Raw genomic sequence first — 16729 nt, forward strand, 5'->3', positions numbered from 1 at the left:
CTTAGGTATGGATTCCAGTTTGTCCAAGGAAGAAATAGTGGCCAGTTTCAAGGAAAACTTCAAAAAGAAGCCCTCCCATAAATTGCTTTGGTTCCTTTTGACCCGTCAGGTAGACCTTGGGGAAAGCAACCACACCAAGAATTTGACCAATAGGCCCTTCTATGTGGTGATGCATTCCATTTACAAGGACACGACTTCAACCATTGAGCAAGCCTATTCAAAAAAGTGTCAAAAACAATAAGGCATGAAACATGGAAAGGGTAGCGGATATGGAACAACAGGCCAACGCCATAGGGAATTAGTTTACATGAACCGAGGGGTCTGGAAACAGGCCCCTCTTTTTTTACGATTAAGCCATTGGTATGGTCATCCATTAAATTACCCCTACGACGTAAGGAAGGTTAGATACTGAATAACCCAAAAAGCGCACATTATGAACCATTGTAGGTTTTGATGTAGGGGTTTTGATTTTCAACTGCCTTTTACTGATTGTGCTATGCGCAATTTTAGCGACCCATAGGATAAACCTTGTCCCATCCTTCCATATAAACCCACACCTTGCTATAACCATGGGTCAGACAATAATTAACTGTTCTTTAGGGTACGCTTGCCCGAATGATGAATTCATATGAAAATACGCTTGAGTAACCCCTATCAAGGCCCATAGCTCTATTTCCTGTTACACCCATTATCCCATTCTCTGGCCAATATTCGCATCCATTGTATATTCCCTTGAAAAGGGTATTTTGGGACGCCATCCCCATTGATATCGTTGATTCGTTCAATAAGACAATTAAGTATGGGCCTTCCCGATTATTGGTACTGTGTGGCTATTTCTTAAAGCCTCGTACTATCAGGCAAACCTTGCCCTATCGACCTTAAAAACCCTTTGAATTTTTTTATAAAGCCATTAAGGTTTAGGTGTCGGGAACTTCCATTCCCAAGGAAATACAGGTTAGTGATGTGCAGGAAAAGGGCGTAGATAGCCACAATCAAAGAGATTCCGATTGCTAATTTTCCCATATCCGAATAGTTTTAGTTCATTTGTTTGTTTTATTCTGCTCAACACTTCCGGTTTACTGTAACCATTCATCCAGTCTCCGGTTGGCATGGTCGTAGCCAAGGACAAATGCCTTGTCGATTCCTTTTTTGTCCAAAACACCAATTTTCCCAAGTTCTTCGGGCACGATCAACAAATCTGGTATGTACAGTTTGTCCATGGCATTGGCGTGCAGCATCAAAAGATTGGCCCTTTGTGAAATTTGAAGGGCACTCTTGATCTGTCCCTTGACCACTTCCCTCATGGACGTGGCATAACACCCTATGATCACGTCGGAAGCCCCGGTGAGCGGCTCCACGGGAAAATTGTTCATGATTCCACCATCGGCAAAGAGCTGCCCATCGATGGAAACAGGGCTGAACACTGGAGGCAAGGCCGCCGAGGCCAACAAGGGGCCAAATAATTCACCTTTTTCAAAATACACAGGTTCACCCTTCAACAGGTTCGTGGCCACTACCACAAGCCGCTTGCCAAGTTGCTCGAACCGACGTGCCTTGAAAAAGTCATCAAAGAAAGGAAGGTACTTGTCCGTATCGAACAGCCCTGGTTTGTTCAAGGTTACAAAATTGTATTTGAGCAAAGGGGTTTCCTTGAAGAAAAGGAGCATCTCCTCAATGCTAGCCCCATCCGCGTAAAGTCCACCAACGAGCGCCCCGGCACTTACGCCGGATATCTGGCTTGGATTGACCCCACGTTGTTCCAGGGCCTTCAAGAGCCCAATATGTGCCATCCCTTTCACCCCTCCTCCCGAGAGTACCAATCCAATTGTGGCATCGATCAATGTTTCCGATTTCATATTCAAAAGTTTTCATTGAAGGAGATATTACACTCCCTTTTCTTCAAACTTACATTCTAAAAGAAGCTGGGTTTGGTCAACAATAGGTCTGTACTATGTTCGCTGAACACTGTCCTTTTCTTGGACCCCTAGGTCGGAGCGGTACTTTTCCAGGAACTTTCTTTGTCTTTCCATCATTCGCTTTCTGATGTTGTCAAGTTCCATAAAGTCCTCCCCGAAATCGCTTTGAAAAAAACCGTCGTTGAAGAACCTTCTGCTAAAGAGTGAATCCGGTGAAAAAATGTCCCCGAACCCCTGGTCCCTGAACTGTGAGAAGTGGCTATAGAACTTGGATTCAAAGTTGCTCAAAAGGCTGTCCCTGTCCAGACCAGAGAGGTCGTTCAACGAATCGGAAGACCAAGAATAGATACTGTCGTAGCGAATGAGGTTTCCGTCCTCATCGTATTCCCTATCTACCTTCCAACTGCCCTTGGGCTGTGCGACCTCTTTGTGGTCGCCTTCCTCGACCATTTTGCTTTCCTTCTTTTCTTGGCCCTGACAACTGTTCAGGGCCAGTAACAAACCTGTTAAAAATAGTATTTGAATTTTCATCCTTCTTTTTTTTTTTGGTTCAACATAGTTCCTAACCCCGAGTTTGATGGGCCTTGAACATTCATTTTAGTTGCATTACCTTGGAAAGGCGATTCTGGTGGAATATCCTGGATCTTCGCTCGCCATTGCGGTACCATACACATTCCACATAGGTATCCCTGTCCACAAACCCAAATATGGGTTCCTTCTTGGCGATATATTTGAGGACCTCCATTTTGGGGCCATCGGAACCTCCCTTTACCTTGACCCGGTCACCTGCCTTGAACTTTCGCACCATGAACAAACTGTTTTAATACTGAACAGTCAAAACCAGGCCACCTTGAGGAGCCGTCTATACATTGTTTCCCTATTGGAAAAGCGCACCTGCCATAACCTGTTCTCAAGGATGGCATGTATGCTCTCAGGGACGATGTCCCGTGGGACGTCCAAGGTCTTATGGAAGGAGGCGCGTGCAAATTCCCTTCGCACCCCATTTCTTTTCCTTACTTCCCGATAATGTTCCTTCTCACGGCTAATGATAAGAGTGTTGCCCTGAAGTTCCATCTTTATATTGTCCTTACCGAACCCGGGCTTGGGGGTGGAAAGTCCAAATTTTGTCTCCCCAATAGTGCTGCCCGTCGATGGCATGGCCATCGGTCTAAGCTTGCCAATGCCCGTTATGTGCTTTACCCATTTCTTAACCCATTCAAGGATTGGTGGGAATTGGATTGCCTTACCCACCTCTTTGCCAAAAATTTTCATTTTGCAAAAATTTAGCTTCAACAATTGTTGGGTTCAATGGAAAGGGGACTATTGGCCCCCGGTCCATTGAACTATTAAAAAATGTGTAATGTTAGGAGATTTTGATGGTCCTTGCCGGCTTTTTCCTTGCCTCTTCCTTCTTCGGAAGATGAATGCTTAGAATACCTTCGTTGTACGAAGCCTTGATCTTGCCATCGTCAACGGAATCAGGAAGTGTGAAAGACCTCCTGAAGCATGTATAGGTGAACTCCCTACGGGTGTAGTTGTCCTCCTTGCCCTCCTCTTCCTGTTTTATCTTGGTCGAGATGGAAAGCTGTTGGTTGTCCAGATCGATTTGGAAGTCGGATTTTTTCATTCCGGGGACGGCCATCTCTACCCAATAGGCATCCGCTGTTTCCTTGATGTTTACTTTGGGTACGTTAATCCCGGTGCTGAAATTTGAAGTGAACACTGGAGGCAGGTCCGAACTGAAAAAACTGTCGATCCAGTTGGACCAGGTCGGGAAGTCCAAGGTTGATTTTGCCAAACTTCCATTTTTTGGTACAGAAACTAAATTGCTCATGATTTAAAAAAAATTTAAGTTTAACATATTGCCTAAAAGTATGGGGCTATCCATTCCCCGATTTTAAATGAACAAAGGGAATGCCAAAATAGATTTTTGTCATGTTCTTGTTAAGAGCTTCTAAAAATCCCTGTCATTTTTTCGGAATGTTCTGGGTTTAAAAATGTCATTTTAATAAAATATTTACATTAATTACGTCATATTGGCATTTTAAACAGCATCTTGCCAAGAATAGAGTCGAAGAGATTATAGGGGTTCAACTTTGGAACGGAATTTGGCCAAATTAAAACGGTATTTTTTTATGGTTTAACTTTTTTAAAAATTTAGGTTATGGAGAAAAAACCACTCAATGTACGGCTCATCGGAAAAAAAGGAAATTACTATCAGATCCAGTTCCCCAATCTTCAGACTCCCGTCAACGTGGACGAGACCGCGTACCATCGAATGCTCCACAGCGAAGAATACGAGTTTGACCATTCCCGTGACAAAATCAAGCGACCTTCCTATTCGGCTTAAGCACTGGAATTAAAATTGATGGATTAAGCGGGCTACCTTTGAATTAGATTCGTTGGTCGCTTGAATGTAGTTGTTGAGCGGTAAATTTTAAATAGAATTGGTTGGGGTTGGTGTTGACAGAAGTGAAAAACCATCAATAATGTTTAATTCTTATCATTTTAAATCTTACCCTGAATAAACGGGTTGTAGGACTTTTTGGCTATATCAAGATGCTGCGGTAAGTTCTTTAGGGATGGAATGCTGCTTTGCTGTTTCTCATGGAGCAGCAGACCAAAATAATTGAAGATTGATTCGTAGATAGCGTGGAGTCTGGAAACAAAAGCCTCCTTTTTTATGGTCACCCATAAGAAGGAGAGAATTCTTCGTCGTTCACTTTGTCCGTGATACCAAGATGGTTGGATTCGATGGTCCTACTATAGAGGTCCTTGGTTACCGGATGGACCTCTAGTTCCCATCCCCAGGGATCATCAACAATGAGATCCTGTACATCTGAGGCCATATTGCCATAGTGCAGCCAAGATTCCAAATTCCCGTCGCCGATGATTACCGGACGCCTTTTCTACTCATAATGGTCAACGTTAAATTCATGGTGAACGTCTCCCAATTATATGCCCAATTCAATATAGCAATTCCATGGTTGTTGGCATGGAAGTAAATGAGCTCCAGGTCGGTTTCGGTATCGTCTTACATTGACTTTACCAAGAGCCATCGCTCCAATGCTTTACGTTCATGGATCTGTCTGGTTGAGAAACACATTTCTAAAGCTGTATGATATGATAAAAAGAGACACAAATTCCATGATGTTTTTGACACGATGCCAAATTTTCGATGGGATGGTCAAACGGAATATCACAACAGTTTCAGTTCCTTCTGGGGGTCCATGAAAATATTTGTAGTTGTAAACTGCCCATGCCGAAGCCGTCCGTCCGGATTTTTGTGTCGTCCTTCCTTCGCAAAGCCTTCTTGGGGCTTTGCCTGTAAGGCCTCAAAATTCCGTCCGTCCGCCGGTCAAATTTTAAGGGTCCCGTAATAAAAGAAGCCCCGGTCGTTTTTCGGGGCATCGAAAAACAGGGCAGTGCCCGGTGCCTTCCAATCAGGACACCAAGGACTTCACTCGCTCAACTTCCCGTACGCTCTTTTGCCCTTGGGTCTGAAGGATGCCCAAGGGCCCTTATCGAACCTGTCAAGGCCAGGCTTTGTTCTGTCCGTAAATAGGGTTTCCACTTCCTTGAAAACCTTGCCTGCCTTTCGTACGGCCAAAGGTTTTGCTACGTCGCGGAGCCTCCCGATTTCCTGTCCATAAGCCTTGACAGAACCCCCTTCTTTTATAATGCTGCGCATGTAAGAAGCAAACAAACGCCCCTTAAAATTTGGGAGACAATGACCAAAAAAAAAGAGGGGAAATCTTTAACCCTGTTTGCCGATCTATCACAAGGTGTGGACGGCAGACCTTTAAAACCTTTTTATCATGAGTACATTGAGAAACAAAGTGCAATTGATCGGAAACGTGGGACAGGATCCCGTGATCACCGATCTGGACGGTGGAAAACGTGTGGCACGCCTGACCCTGGCCACCAACGAGCACTACAAGAACAACCAAGGGGAGCGCATCACCAATACCGAATGGCATACCGTCATCGGATGGGGGAAGCTGGCCGACATCATCGAGGGCTTCGTGACCAAGGGCAAGGAGATCGCCATCGAGGGAAAACTGACCTCCCGTTCCTACGAGGACAAGGAAGGGAACAAGCGTTATGTCACCGAAGTGGTGGCCAGCGAGATCCTATTGTTGGGCGGAAATACCAACGAGGGATAAGGGAAAGGGGTGCCCAAGTCAAAAGCTTGGGTACCCTTTCCTTTTTTAAAACCATAACACCACAAGTATGGAACCCAAAGTCAACGAAATACAGATCAGCTATCGGGAGAAGCTCAGTACCCTGAAATCGCTTTCCCTGACCAACTCCAAGGAGGTGGCGGAACTGCTCTTCAAGAACTGGGACGCCGATACCATAGGATTGCACGAGACCTTCAAGATCTTATTGCTCAACCGCTCCAACAAGGTCAAGGGCATCTATCCGCTCTCCCATGGGGGCATCACGGGTACCTTGGTGGATGTCCGCATCCTATTTGCCATTGTGCTCAAGACACTTTCCGTGGGGATCATCCTTGCCCACAACCACCCCTCCGGACAGCTCAAGGCCAGCGAGCCCGACAAACAGTTGACCCAAAAGATCAAGGCGGCGGCACAACTCTTCGATGTCCATGTGATCGACCATATCATCTTGGCACCCGATGGACGCTACTACAGTTTCGCGGACAACGGCATCCTATAAATTTTGCAACGATGACCGAAAAAAATAGGATGTACGATCCCGAAACTGGCGAAACGGAGGACCACGACCCAAGGGACTATCCCGATGGGTTTGACCCTGACCTTTATGGTTTGTAGCAAAACAAGTCAAGCCGTATGAATACCCACCCTCTTTCAGAAGGCTCGGGCAACAATTCGACCCAATCATTATGATTGGGTTTTTCTGTGTTCAAGGGCTTTATTTTGCTATTTTTAAAATGCTGAAATACGGCTGCTATTATGTACGGCAATCCGATTTGACTTTCCCAAAGTCCGTACGATCTGATTTGACTTTTTAGATAAGATGCAACTGGTTTTTAAACCATGTTGTGCGATTCATTTTTGTCCCTGCGGGACGGAAAAGAGAAGCAAGAGGGTAGCACGCTCGCGCGTCCTACCGATTATGATTGCTCCGCAAGGTCCCTGTTTATGGGTATTTGGAGATTCAAAACGATTCGGGACCAAGTGATTTTTGTTGAAAAAATGGGCCCAGCCCAGTAAAACCAAGGAATTTTTGTTGAAAAAATGGATAAAGGATACGAAAAAGAGACGTTTGCAGGATTGAGAATCAAGATATCGGTGGCCTTAAAATTCAGGAGCTTTTCCAAGCGTCAAGGGAAATCCCATTCCATGACCCTGTTGGCCATGGTCGAGTTTTTTGAGCACAACGGAATCTCCCCCGACGAACGGATGCACGAGACAATCGCCAGCCTCAAATACCTGATCAAACGCCGCTTCAATGCCATGGTGGCCATCATGCGGAGTATCGAAAAGGAACAGACCTTGCCCACCGTGAGCATGATCCAAGCCCTCTTTGAGCAGGAGCTGGCATCCGATGACGAAGAATGGGACAATGACTTTGACTTTATCGAACAACAGTTGACAGAGGCCAAACCACCTAAAGAACCGGAAACTTTTGATGGGGAGGTCACTGTGCCCAAGATCCGTTATGACCGTTTGCTGGAGCAAATGGAAGAGCTCAAGGAGGATTTTAAATACGTGCTGGACCATGTGAGCGTGTTCCATAACCGTTTTGGCAAGGATCACCTCAAATTGGACTTGAACCCCGAGGCCATCGAAAAATACCGCACAAAACTTAAAAGGCAATAAACATGTACATCGCCATCACACGCCAACAACTGGGGGACAATTTTCGAGGTAGTGCCCGGGATTTTGTCAACTATTTGGAAAAGGAGAACGAAGGGAAGGAACCGGAACAGCAAGAAGGGTATTTTAACCAGGAAGAGAACAACATCGATGCGGAACGGGTCATTGCCGAGATCGACGCCAATACGGCCAAGCTCAAGAAACGGGAACCCAAGTTCTATTCCCTGGTGGTGAGCCCCTCACAAAGGGAGCTCAAACATATCGGAAACAACACTGAAAAATTACGGGAATACACCCAGGAGGTCATGCAGGCCTATGCGGCCTCCTTTTACCGGGACCGGAAGGTGACCGTCAAGGACATCCTTTATTTTGCCAAACTGGAACGGGAACGCACCTATTCCGAAAAGGATCGCGAGGTCAAGGAAAACCAGGCCCATGCCAGCAAGATCTTGGAAATGCAACACCGGGTCAGGGCCATCAAGGAAGGTCGCGAGCAAGGGGATATCGCCCAGCTTCAGGAGCGGATACAGGTCTTGGAACGGGAAGCCCCCCATCAACAGAACGGCAAGCGTATCGTACCGGGCATGGTCAAGGAAGGGCACCAGAGCCATATCCATATCATCGTCAGCCGGATGGACAGGACCAATACCCATAGCCTTTCCCCGGGATCCAAGTTCCGTACTTCGGAGACCACCCTTCATGGGCAGCCCGTCAAACAGGGCTTTGATAGGGATAAGTTTTATCGGGCGGCGGAAAAGACCTTTGATAAACAGTTTGGCTATCGCAGAAACTTTGTGGAGACCTACCATGCCCGTAACCTGTTGGACAAGGACCCCAAACGGTTTTTTTCGGCCCTGTTGGGATTGCCTGCCAGCGAGCGACAAGCCGCTCGACAGTTGTTGTTCAAGGCAGGTATCAACGTGCCCACTATTCCCACCAACAAGGCCCAATTGGCCTACAAGGCCATGATGCAGCTCAAAAAGGGCATCGGAAAGGCCCTGGAATCAGGATCAATCGGAATATAAAGGGTAGTGCTATGGAACACATGGGATGGATTGAAATAGGGATTGGTTTGTTGCTAGGGGGAGGGGTTTCCTTTCTGGCGAATCGCTATCTTAAGTATGGGTTTTTCTACGTTGTTGTAGGCCTATTGGTTCTTGTAGTGCTTATTGGGTGGATATTAAGTTGGGAGGTGCTATTGGGGCAAGCACTGAGCCTATGGATTCCTTTGTTTTTCTTGCATACCGTAATCTATGGGCTGGTGGATCACCATAAGGATACCGGTAAACTACCAAAGGTGTTCGAGGTCAGGTTGAAGGTCCGGGGAAGGCCTTTGGTGTTGGGTAACATTAGAAGGGGCATATCCGTGATGGCCTCTGCTGGAAGCGGTAAGACCGAGAGTGTGATCTATGGTCTGTTGCAGCATTTCAGGCAGCAGCGGTTTTCCGGGGTCATTCATGATTACAAGGATTTTGAGATTACGGAAATGGCCTGTCCTTTGTGGAAGGACCAAAAGGTTCCCTTCCGTATCGTATCCTTTGGGCCCATCTATCACCGCGTGAATCCCATTGCCCCACGATACCTGCCCGATGAGGAAAGTGTGCATGAGGTATCCCGTGTGCTTTTGGAAAATTTGATGGAACACAAGGATTCCGATGAGAACAGCACCTCTCGGTTCTTTAAGGATGCGGCGGAAGGTTTGATCAGTGGCTTGATTTGGCGGCTCAAAACCGATTATCCCGACTTCTGCACACTGCCCCATTTGATGGCCCTGTACCAACAACTGGGAACCAAAAGCTTGATCAAGTTTCTGCGGGAGAACCTTACCTCCCGTGCCATGGCCGATGCCTTTATCAGTGGGGTAGGGTCAGAGCGGCAGACCGCAGGTGTAATGAGTACACTGGCCAATGCCATCAAGAAGATCAGTACCCGGAAAATATTCATGGTGCTGTCCGCCGATGAGATTCCTTTGGACATCAACAATAGCGAGAATCCCTCGGTCATTGCCCTGGTGAACAATCCCCAGAAGGACGCCTCCCTGTCTCCCGTGATCGCTACCATTATGCATACCATCTCCAAACAGATGAGCCAACGCAACCGAAAACCTTCCTTTATGCTGTTGGAGGAGGCTTCTACCTTACGGCTATTAAACATGCACAGAATACCGGCTACCTTGCGGAGCTATGATATTGTAAGTGTTTATGTCCTGCAGGACAAGGTCCAGAACGATATGATGTACGGGGAGAAGGCCAGTAAGGCCATTTTGTCCAATCTATCCTATCAGTTTTTTGGTAAGGTGAACGACCCGGATACCGCTCGCTATTACGAGCGTTTCTTTGAGCTGGTGAAGATACCCACTAGGAGCGTGAGTAAGAGCTCAGGGCTCAACCTGGAGCGTCGGATTACGGAAGGGGAGAAGGAGGTGTCCAAACGCAGGGCAGAGGTGTTCTTTCGATTGAAACAAGGGGAGTTTGTGGTATTTGCGGACGGCAAGGATCGAAAGGTACGGTTTCCGAGGCCCGATATCCCGAAAGGGTTACCAAAGGCTAGGGAATACTCCGAAAAGGATTTGGAGCAGCATTACTTAAAGGTGCATCGGGAGGTGAGTACCTTGTTCAAATAAACAGACTTTAAAAGATTACAGGCATTGGAAAATTAATGTTGCCTCAGATGATTTAAGATAAAATCCGCTCGTTCCAAAACGGGGCGATAGGTGATTTCGTTAATCAAGTACCTGTAAGATAGATTGAACGTAGATTTTTGTGGTGTAACATAAATTGTGAATTTGGTTTACGCGATTCCATAAAGAAAAGCAGTATAAGAATGGTATTTTTATAGACTACAACGCAATGAGATTGGAAATCGGTCCAATTGATCTTGAAAATGATATATAGGATATTTAATGCCAAAGCCAATGAAACAACACATCACGAAGTATAGGGAATCAATCGACCAAGTAAAACGGAAAATTAAATATGATTTGATGGATTATTTCAAATCAATGGACCTTTACAAGAAATCCAATGATTTTCAGGTATTGCAAATCCGTGATGAGACCGATTTGGACAAATTATGGTACAACTCAGGATTTTATTTGATTTTGACCGACTATCAGGTCAATGGTATTGACAGTTGTTCTTTGGAGTATTCCAATTACAAAGTGATCTATCGAGGACATTCATATTTTACAAAAAAAAGAGTTATCAGCCATTTGGCCAATGATACCTATAACAGTTCGCACTCTGGTAAGGGTGTTCACTATGGAGTATGCCTAAAAATGGATAACTCAGGTAGAAATGGAATAAACATCAACCAAGAACCTTATAACTCTTGGGGCTGGATGGTCATCGTATTCAAAATGAAGGACAGTGACAAGTTGATTCGAGAACAAGCCGAAGTCGCTTTTGACGAGGTTTTCGGGCGACCGTGTAGATCAATGGAAAGGTAACAATTATATGATTGAACTGAAAAAGAAAAAACGTATGGAACATGTTAAACCCATAGAATGGATCTACATGAACAATGGGAGCAATGAATTAAGGTACGCCTTGGGCGAAAAAGGAAATCGAATGGTTGGCTGCATCGGGATAAATCCCAGTACAGCCAGACCGGACGACCTGGACAATACTTTGGGTTCTGTTAAGCGTATCGCCGAGTTTAACGGGTATGATGGTTGGGTGATGTTCAACATTTGTCCACAAAGGGCCACGGACATCAGCGAAATTGATTATGAGGTCAATCCTCATGCAATCAAAGAAAATCTATCCATAGTGAAACGCACCCTAGTAGAATACAATATCGGTACAGTATGGCTGGCCTTTGGTAATTTGATCGAATATAGACCCTATCTGAAGATGTGCTTTTTAGAAATGTTTGCTGCTCTAAAGGGCATAGATGTCAATTGGAAGATCATTCAGGAGCCAACGCAAAAGGGACATCCTAGACATCCACTCTATAAGCCTGTGAAAAGTACATTTGTAGATTTTGATATACAGCGATATGTATCGGAGGTCCTTAAAGGATAACCGTAACCACTAATGGGGATGCATGCGTTAAGGTAAAGGCATCCAAATGAAAACCCATTGTTCTTAATCCTTTGTGATAGTATTGAATTCTCCTATTCCTCCAGGTATGAATCTTCCCGATTGGTATGCATCGGTATACGGGTCATGATGATATGCTCTGTAATTGCCTTTAAGGTCTTACCTGTAATGGGATGTAATCCGGGGGCGGTATAGTATTCAGTCTCATCGTTACTTTTGGTGTAATACCAGATTAGTGGTTGTCCCGTCTGTTCTGAAAAAAATTGGGTCGCCATATCCACTTCTACTTTTTTGAAACTTTTCATTTTAATGGGATCTATAGGTACGATTGGGGTCCCATGTGTTGATAAGGGTCCTGCATCGCAGGATATTGGGACATAAAGGGTGTCGGCCCATGTCATACAGTTTGCATTGGTGGTACTTTTTTCTTCCTTGCCTGGCCATAGATATATAATGGACATAATGGCTATCGCCCCCCCAGCCATTATAAAAAGCGGGTTTCTCCTTGTTGTTTGCGGAGTGGTCGTTCCTAGGCTATTGTTTTCTTGGGATTTTTCCTTGACATAATGGGCAAAATCGTTATATCCCAGATAGGTACATAATAAATCGATGCTGTCTGCCTGTAATTTGTAGCCCTTATTGGTCCGGGTCACATATTTGTCATAGGCCCTTTCCAAAGTCTTGGAGCTTAGGTTGGTTTTTGACGCTACATGGGTAGCCAAGGCAAATCTTGTGTGTGAAACAGTTTCCCGTTCCGCCTTTCTAAAGACATCCCATACCAAATTTTCGATTCTAATGTCTTCCATATCGCTTAAAAATACAAAATTCAGATGTACAAATCCTTGGGCAGTTCACGTGTAAACCCTTAGTAACAGTGGTGTCTAAAACTTGTCCAATAGAAGTCCGATCATTGTCTGCAATCCAAAGGAACACCTCAATTTACTTTGTCACAGAAAATGGATTCGCTATGTGTTGCTAACATAGTCGTTCTAGAAAATTCATTTTTATGGGATGCTGTAATGTGACCTGTATAGGGTTCATTGGAAAGTAACCTAAAGGGTCACATGCAGTTTCCACTTTCCAACACTAGCAAAGGAGTACTCCAAACTCACAGGTGGCTGAAAAGCACCAACGCACCGGAAAATCCGGACAGCCCCCTCTTTGTCCAATCTTAAAATTTCATAAAAATGAAGAAAGTGTTTTTGGCCTTGATGGCCGTTGTTTTGAATATGTTTATGTTCTCATGTTCCACTACCGATACGGCTGAGATTGAGAGCGAATACGACATGGTCGCTACCGAAGGAGACGACCAAGACCCGACGCCACCACCACCTCCGCCACCACCCGGAGGAGGCGATCAGTAAGAATAATTTTACTAATTTGAGCCATGTCTGGAAATCAGGCATGGCTTTTTTTAATAAACTAACCTCTTATACTTGGAACGGTATATATTGCTGATCATAGCGACGATTTTTGTTTCTTGTGGCCCACCCAATAAGAACGGAGCCAATGATTTATCTGATGCTTACGACAGTATTCATAGGTACTATAACCTTGCCTTACAAAAGGATATTCCACTGCATCAAAAAAAGGAGAGCATAAATAGGGCTCTTTATTTGGCAAGGAATCTAAAGGAGGATTCTATTTATGGAATGTTGATGTATCAAAAGAGTTCCTTGTTATTTCAGGCAGGGTCTTACGATAGTCTAGTGTTGCATCATGACAGCTTCATTACAGTGCAATCCCGATTTGGTAGGCCTAGATTATCGGGATCCCATTACTACCTGATGGGGTACTATTATGACCAGGTTCAATCTGATTATCGTAAGGCATTTGAAAATTACAGTGCTGCCAAAAGCCAATTCGAGTTGGCAAAGGACAGCAGCTGGACAGGTAAGTGCCTATTGTTTATGGGGGTAATCCAGAAGAACCAAAATGATTTTTTTGGGAGCAAGGAAACCGTGACCGAGGCTCTTCAATTTTTTAAAGAATCTCGTGACAGTACTGACATTGTCCAATGTTACGGGCTCTTGGCCACCAATCACAGGAAGTTATTGAACTTTGAGGATGCAGTATCTTACTATACCAAGGCGATTAACAGTAGTAGCTCCATGTATGATAAGATAGCATTTGAGAATAATCTAGCTGCCGCTTATATTGATGATGGAAGATATGAAGAGGCAATAGTTCTTCTAAATAGAATCAAGGGTCATCTAGGATTGGATTCATCAGCAGTGGTTTATGCAAGGATATTGGATAATTTGTCCTATGCCCAATGGCTCCTAGAAAAAAAGGATGTTGAGGCTTCATTTTTGAAAGCCCTTCAAATCAGAAAGGAAAAAAAGGATTGGCGTGGGCAATTGGCTAGCTATACCCATCTGGGTGAATTTCACATGGAAGATAGGTCCGACATGTCCAAAGCTTATTTTGATTCGGTCATTCAGGTGTCCCAAAAAATCAAAGTACCAAGGGCGGAGACCGATGCATTGAAGTTCCTAATGCAGCTAAACCCTGAAAATGTAAAACTCCGAGACCGATATATATTATTGAGCGATAGTCTGGATACTAAAGAAACTATGGTCAAGACCCAATTCGCCAAATACAAATATGATGATAGACTAAAACAGGAATCCATATTACGCTTGGAAAAGGAAAAGGCGGAACAAGCGTTGTTGGTTACAAAGCAACGAAACCAAAAAACCATATCCTATCTAGGTTCCATGGTATTGCTATTGGGATTAGGTTTTGCCATCTATTTTTTTAGACAACGTACCAGACGTTTAAAGGAACAGAATGAGTGGACACGGTTGGAGGCGACACTGGAGACGGAAGCAGAGATGTCACGAAGGTTACATGACGATTTTGGTGCAGGGCTCAACCAAACCATGTTAATGCTAAATACAGATGTGGATAAGACAGCTGTCTTGGATAAATTGGATGGGCTTTACCATCAAAGCCGAAACTTTTCAAGGGAGGTAAATGAAGTGGCCACTGGAGAATTATTTAAAGAAGCGTTTTTGGAAATGCTCCGTTTTAGGACCCCGAGTGAAGCGAACCTATTCATGACAGGTATCAAGGAGGTCCCATGGAATGAAATGGCCCCTTTGTCACAAAAAGTGCTCTTCAAGATAGTACAGGAACTGATGATAAATATGGGCAGGCATAGTGAAGCCAGCATGGTCACCATTGTTTTTAAATCCACAGGAAAATCAGTAGTAATCAATTACTCGGATAATGGGGTGGGGGCATCTCCAAAGGAACTCAATGCCAAAAATGGACTTCGGAATACGGAAAAGCGTATTCAGGCCATTGGAGGAAGCATTACTTTTGATTCCTATAAGGGTCAGGGCTTTAAGGCTCAGATCATGATTCCATTATAATTCAAAGCATCGCTATGTTTAAAAAAGTATTGATAGCAGAGGATTTTCAGGATACCAATCAAGGGATATCGGAGATGTTGCGTGAGAAATTGCAAATTCCATTCATCCAGGACGAACTTTATTGTGATAAGGCCTTTAATCGCTTAAAACTTGCCTTGGGCCAAAATGAACCCTATGGATTACTGATTACAGACCTGTTTTTTAAAGGAGATCATGTGGAACGCAAACTCACCTCTGGATTGGAACTGATCAAAGCGGCCAGAGCGGTACAACCGGACATAAAGGTCATCGTGAACTCCATGGAAGACAATCCGTCCAAGATCAATTCACTTTTTAAGGAAAAGAAAATCAATGCCTATGTCTGTAAGGGACGGCATGGTCTTACGGAATTGGTAAAGGCGGTCCAGGAAGTGTACCACAACCGAACCTATGTTTCTCCAGAAATTGATCTGAATGTTTCCAATAATGTATTTGAACTGGAAGAGTTCGACTTGATGATCTTACAGTGTTTGGCTGAAGGGTTAACGAAAAAAGAGATTTCGGAAAAGTTCAAAAAGGAGCATATCACCCCCAACAGTGAAAGTACCATTGACAAGAGGGTCAGTAAAATGTTCGATGAATTCGGGGCCAAGAACACCAATCATTTGATTGCCAAAATGATTCGGGAGGAAAAAATCTGATTTATAGGTTGTAAGTGAATTGTTGAGTTTCCCTTGTAGATATCTGTAAGGGATTTTTTTGCTTCAAGAATAAATTTGAAAAATAATAAAATCAGAATGGAACATTCAATCACCATTGACACAGTTAGCAAAGCTCAACTAAATTCTAACAGAACTTCGTTGATCCTTAGGTCAATCCGAAAATTCAAAATAACGGCCTTAATATCGATTCTTATTTGCATAATAGCTCCACAACAACTAAAAGCCCAAAGTGACGGGGCAGCTATTGCAGGTGCCGTTGGCGCATTGGCGTTGGTTGGAGCTGGTGTAGCTGCAGTTGAACAAATGAAGGAGAGAGCAGAGCTCACTGCAACGCAATGGGTATTGTCCAACCATCCGGAAATGTCCAGTTTTTCGTTAAAGACAGTTGACTTTGATGGAAAAAAAGTAAAGGACATGTCATCCGCATCCGTAATCACTTTCAAGATTCAAGAATTTGAACCAGAAGACAATCCTGTTCTGAACGGTAAAAAATATGTACTTCTTGGGTTCACCAGTCACGGATGGATTAATGAATATGGCATTGATTTTAATAAGGTTAAGTGGTTTATGATCAATAAATCAGAATGGACAAAAATGATGGTGGCTTACGTAAGAGTGGCCTCTGGAGTAACCTCCGACTTGGAGAGTGACATTATGAATGGAAAGATTGTCAATAGAGGAGTCAGGGTTAAAGGAAAAAATATGATTCCATTTTATAAAATGGAAGGAGACATGTATGTGGTAACGGATTACTCCAACGAAATGAAGTTTGTTTATAATGAAAGGTCCCTAGGTATTTTCTTGAAAGATACCCGTGACCTTGTCCAAATAAAAAGAGGTAGCCTAATAGAGCTCCATGATTTCTTTTATGAGGAGAATTGA

General features: G+C 44.2%; 21 protein-coding genes. 13 read left to right on the plus strand and 8 right to left on the minus strand.

The genetic code is table 11. The features are described from left to right. Window positions 1-7: 7 nt before the first annotated feature. The gene (locus SD449_RS05615; protein ID WP_166250143.1) at window positions 8-241 is read left to right on the plus strand and encodes a hypothetical protein; all 234 of its coding nucleotides are present in this window, start codon (window positions 8-10) and stop codon (window positions 239-241) included. Window positions 242-1076: 835 nt separating this feature from the next. Here the strand turns inward: SD449_RS05615 and SD449_RS05620 are convergent. From SD449_RS05620 to SD449_RS05640, 5 genes are all read right to left on the minus strand, one after another. Then, window positions 1077-1856, minus strand: a complete 780-nt coding sequence (locus SD449_RS05620; RefSeq protein WP_166250144.1) for a patatin-like phospholipase family protein — start codon at window positions 1854-1856, stop codon at window positions 1077-1079. A 93-nt stretch (window positions 1857-1949) separates the two neighbouring features. After that, window positions 1950-2447: a hypothetical protein gene (locus tag SD449_RS05625; RefSeq protein ID WP_166250145.1), complete on the minus strand. Its 498-nt coding sequence runs from the start codon at window positions 2445-2447 to the stop codon at window positions 1950-1952. Window positions 2448-2508: 61 nt separating this feature from the next. Continuing rightward, entirely contained in the window at window positions 2509-2724 is a 216-nt protein-coding gene (locus SD449_RS05630; RefSeq protein ID WP_166250146.1) for a hypothetical protein, read from the minus strand. Window positions 2725-2750: 26 nt separating this feature from the next. Beyond that, window positions 2751-3209, minus strand: a complete 459-nt coding sequence (locus tag SD449_RS05635; protein ID WP_318309289.1) for an Hsp20/alpha crystallin family protein — start codon at window positions 3207-3209, stop codon at window positions 2751-2753. A gap of 70 nt (window positions 3210-3279) precedes the next feature. Further along, the gene (locus SD449_RS05640) at window positions 3280-3750 is read right to left on the minus strand and encodes an Hsp20/alpha crystallin family protein (RefSeq protein WP_166250148.1); all 471 of its coding nucleotides are present in this window, start codon (window positions 3748-3750) and stop codon (window positions 3280-3282) included. Between the two features lie 330 nt (window positions 3751-4080). On the opposite strand from SD449_RS05640, the gene SD449_RS05645 reads away from it, so the two are divergent. Next, a complete protein-coding gene (locus tag SD449_RS05645; protein WP_166250149.1) occupies window positions 4081-4266 on the plus strand; it encodes a hypothetical protein in 186 nt (61 codons plus the stop codon). 337 nt (window positions 4267-4603) lie between these two features. Here SD449_RS05645 and SD449_RS05650 read toward each other — a convergent pair whose 3' ends face one another. After that, on the minus strand, window positions 4604-4765 hold the full coding sequence (locus SD449_RS05650) for a hypothetical protein (RefSeq protein ID WP_166250150.1): 162 nt from the start codon (window positions 4763-4765) through the stop codon (window positions 4604-4606). Between the two features lie 611 nt (window positions 4766-5376). After that, a complete protein-coding gene (locus SD449_RS05655; RefSeq protein WP_166250151.1) occupies window positions 5377-5607 on the minus strand; it encodes a hypothetical protein in 231 nt (76 codons plus the stop codon). 127 nt (window positions 5608-5734) lie between these two features. Between SD449_RS05655 and SD449_RS05660 the strand changes: the two genes are divergently transcribed. The 7 genes from SD449_RS05660 to SD449_RS05690 all read left to right on the plus strand — a co-directional run bounded on the left by SD449_RS05660 (window position 5735) and on the right by SD449_RS05690 (window position 11748). Continuing rightward, on the plus strand, window positions 5735-6082 hold the full coding sequence (locus tag SD449_RS05660; protein WP_166250152.1) for a single-stranded DNA-binding protein: 348 nt from the start codon (window positions 5735-5737) through the stop codon (window positions 6080-6082). 67 nt (window positions 6083-6149) lie between these two features. Continuing rightward, the gene (locus SD449_RS05665) at window positions 6150-6599 is read left to right on the plus strand and encodes a JAB domain-containing protein (protein WP_166250153.1); all 450 of its coding nucleotides are present in this window, start codon (window positions 6150-6152) and stop codon (window positions 6597-6599) included. 542 nt (window positions 6600-7141) lie between these two features. Continuing rightward, entirely contained in the window at window positions 7142-7726 is a 585-nt protein-coding gene (locus SD449_RS05670; protein WP_318309293.1) for a BfmA/BtgA family mobilization protein, read from the plus strand. A gap of 2 nt (window positions 7727-7728) precedes the next feature. Next, window positions 7729-8748, plus strand: coding sequence for a MobB family relaxase (mobB, locus tag SD449_RS05675; RefSeq protein ID WP_318309294.1), 1020 nt, complete (start codon window positions 7729-7731; stop codon window positions 8746-8748). An 11-nt stretch (window positions 8749-8759) separates the two neighbouring features. After that, window positions 8760-10346, plus strand: coding sequence for a type IV secretory system conjugative DNA transfer family protein (locus tag SD449_RS05680; RefSeq protein ID WP_166250156.1), 1587 nt, complete (start codon window positions 8760-8762; stop codon window positions 10344-10346). 291 nt (window positions 10347-10637) lie between these two features. Then, window positions 10638-11171 (plus strand): hypothetical protein, encoded by a 534-nt coding sequence (locus tag SD449_RS05685; RefSeq protein WP_166250157.1) that lies wholly within the window; start codon window positions 10638-10640, stop codon window positions 11169-11171. 34 nt (window positions 11172-11205) lie between these two features. Then, window positions 11206-11748 carry a DUF1643 domain-containing protein gene (locus SD449_RS05690; RefSeq protein WP_166250158.1) on the plus strand — a complete coding sequence of 181 codons (543 nt, stop codon included), beginning with the start codon at window positions 11206-11208 and terminating at the stop codon, window positions 11746-11748. 92 nt (window positions 11749-11840) lie between these two features. Here SD449_RS05690 and SD449_RS05695 read toward each other — a convergent pair whose 3' ends face one another. Continuing rightward, window positions 11841-12572 carry a hypothetical protein gene (locus SD449_RS05695; protein ID WP_166250159.1) on the minus strand — a complete coding sequence of 244 codons (732 nt, stop codon included), beginning with the start codon at window positions 12570-12572 and terminating at the stop codon, window positions 11841-11843. Window positions 12573-12953: 381 nt separating this feature from the next. Here SD449_RS05695 and SD449_RS05700 point away from each other — a divergent pair, with 381 nt between their 5' ends. The 4 genes from SD449_RS05700 to SD449_RS05715 all read left to right on the plus strand — a co-directional run bounded on the left by SD449_RS05700 (window position 12954) and on the right by SD449_RS05715 (window position 16729). Continuing rightward, window positions 12954-13130, plus strand: a complete 177-nt coding sequence (locus SD449_RS05700; RefSeq protein WP_166250160.1) for a hypothetical protein — start codon at window positions 12954-12956, stop codon at window positions 13128-13130. A gap of 72 nt (window positions 13131-13202) precedes the next feature. After that, entirely contained in the window at window positions 13203-15146 is a 1944-nt protein-coding gene (locus SD449_RS05705) for a tetratricopeptide repeat-containing sensor histidine kinase (protein ID WP_166250161.1), read from the plus strand. Between the two features lie 14 nt (window positions 15147-15160). Continuing rightward, window positions 15161-15826, plus strand: coding sequence for a response regulator transcription factor (locus tag SD449_RS05710; protein WP_166250162.1), 666 nt, complete (start codon window positions 15161-15163; stop codon window positions 15824-15826). Window positions 15827-15922: 96 nt separating this feature from the next. Beyond that, window positions 15923-16729, plus strand: coding sequence for a hypothetical protein (locus SD449_RS05715; RefSeq protein WP_240905088.1), 807 nt, complete (start codon window positions 15923-15925; stop codon window positions 16727-16729).

The sequence above is a fragment of the Flagellimonas crocea genome (genome assembly GCF_033441595.1).
GTDB lineage: Bacteria > Bacteroidota > Bacteroidia > Flavobacteriales > Flavobacteriaceae > Flagellimonas > Flagellimonas crocea.

Coding starts and splice junctions, on each gene's coding strand:
- SD449_RS05625 (WP_166250145.1), bottom strand. CDS start 2,447: ATGAAAATTCAAATACTATTTTTAACAGGTTTGTTACTGGCCCTGAAC.
- SD449_RS05690 (WP_166250158.1), top strand. CDS start 11,206: ATGGAACATGTTAAACCCATAGAATGGATCTACATGAACAATGGGAGC.
- SD449_RS05665 (WP_166250153.1), top strand. CDS start 6,150: ATGGAACCCAAAGTCAACGAAATACAGATCAGCTATCGGGAGAAGCTC.
- SD449_RS05640 (WP_166250148.1), bottom strand. CDS start 3,750: ATGAGCAATTTAGTTTCTGTACCAAAAAATGGAAGTTTGGCAAAATCA.
- SD449_RS05700 (WP_166250160.1), top strand. CDS start 12,954: ATGAAGAAAGTGTTTTTGGCCTTGATGGCCGTTGTTTTGAATATGTTT.
- SD449_RS05685 (WP_166250157.1), top strand. CDS start 10,638: ATGAAACAACACATCACGAAGTATAGGGAATCAATCGACCAAGTAAAA.
- SD449_RS05645 (WP_166250149.1), top strand. CDS start 4,081: ATGGAGAAAAAACCACTCAATGTACGGCTCATCGGAAAAAAAGGAAAT.
- SD449_RS05650 (WP_166250150.1), bottom strand. CDS start 4,765: ATGGCCTCAGATGTACAGGATCTCATTGTTGATGATCCCTGGGGATGG.
- SD449_RS05630 (WP_166250146.1), bottom strand. CDS start 2,724: ATGGTGCGAAAGTTCAAGGCAGGTGACCGGGTCAAGGTAAAGGGAGGT.
- SD449_RS05680 (WP_166250156.1), top strand. CDS start 8,760: ATGGAACACATGGGATGGATTGAAATAGGGATTGGTTTGTTGCTAGGG.
- SD449_RS05710 (WP_166250162.1), top strand. CDS start 15,161: ATGTTTAAAAAAGTATTGATAGCAGAGGATTTTCAGGATACCAATCAA.
- SD449_RS05670 (WP_318309293.1), top strand. CDS start 7,142: ATGGATAAAGGATACGAAAAAGAGACGTTTGCAGGATTGAGAATCAAG.
- SD449_RS05615 (WP_166250143.1), top strand. CDS start 8: ATGGATTCCAGTTTGTCCAAGGAAGAAATAGTGGCCAGTTTCAAGGAA.
- SD449_RS05715 (WP_240905088.1), top strand. CDS start 15,923: ATGGAACATTCAATCACCATTGACACAGTTAGCAAAGCTCAACTAAAT.
- SD449_RS05695 (WP_166250159.1), bottom strand. CDS start 12,572: ATGGAAGACATTAGAATCGAAAATTTGGTATGGGATGTCTTTAGAAAG.
- SD449_RS05620 (WP_166250144.1), bottom strand. CDS start 1,856: ATGAAATCGGAAACATTGATCGATGCCACAATTGGATTGGTACTCTCG.
- SD449_RS05660 (WP_166250152.1), top strand. CDS start 5,735: ATGAGTACATTGAGAAACAAAGTGCAATTGATCGGAAACGTGGGACAG.
- mobB (WP_318309294.1), top strand. CDS start 7,729: ATGTACATCGCCATCACACGCCAACAACTGGGGGACAATTTTCGAGGT.
- SD449_RS05655 (WP_166250151.1), bottom strand. CDS start 5,607: ATGCGCAGCATTATAAAAGAAGGGGGTTCTGTCAAGGCTTATGGACAG.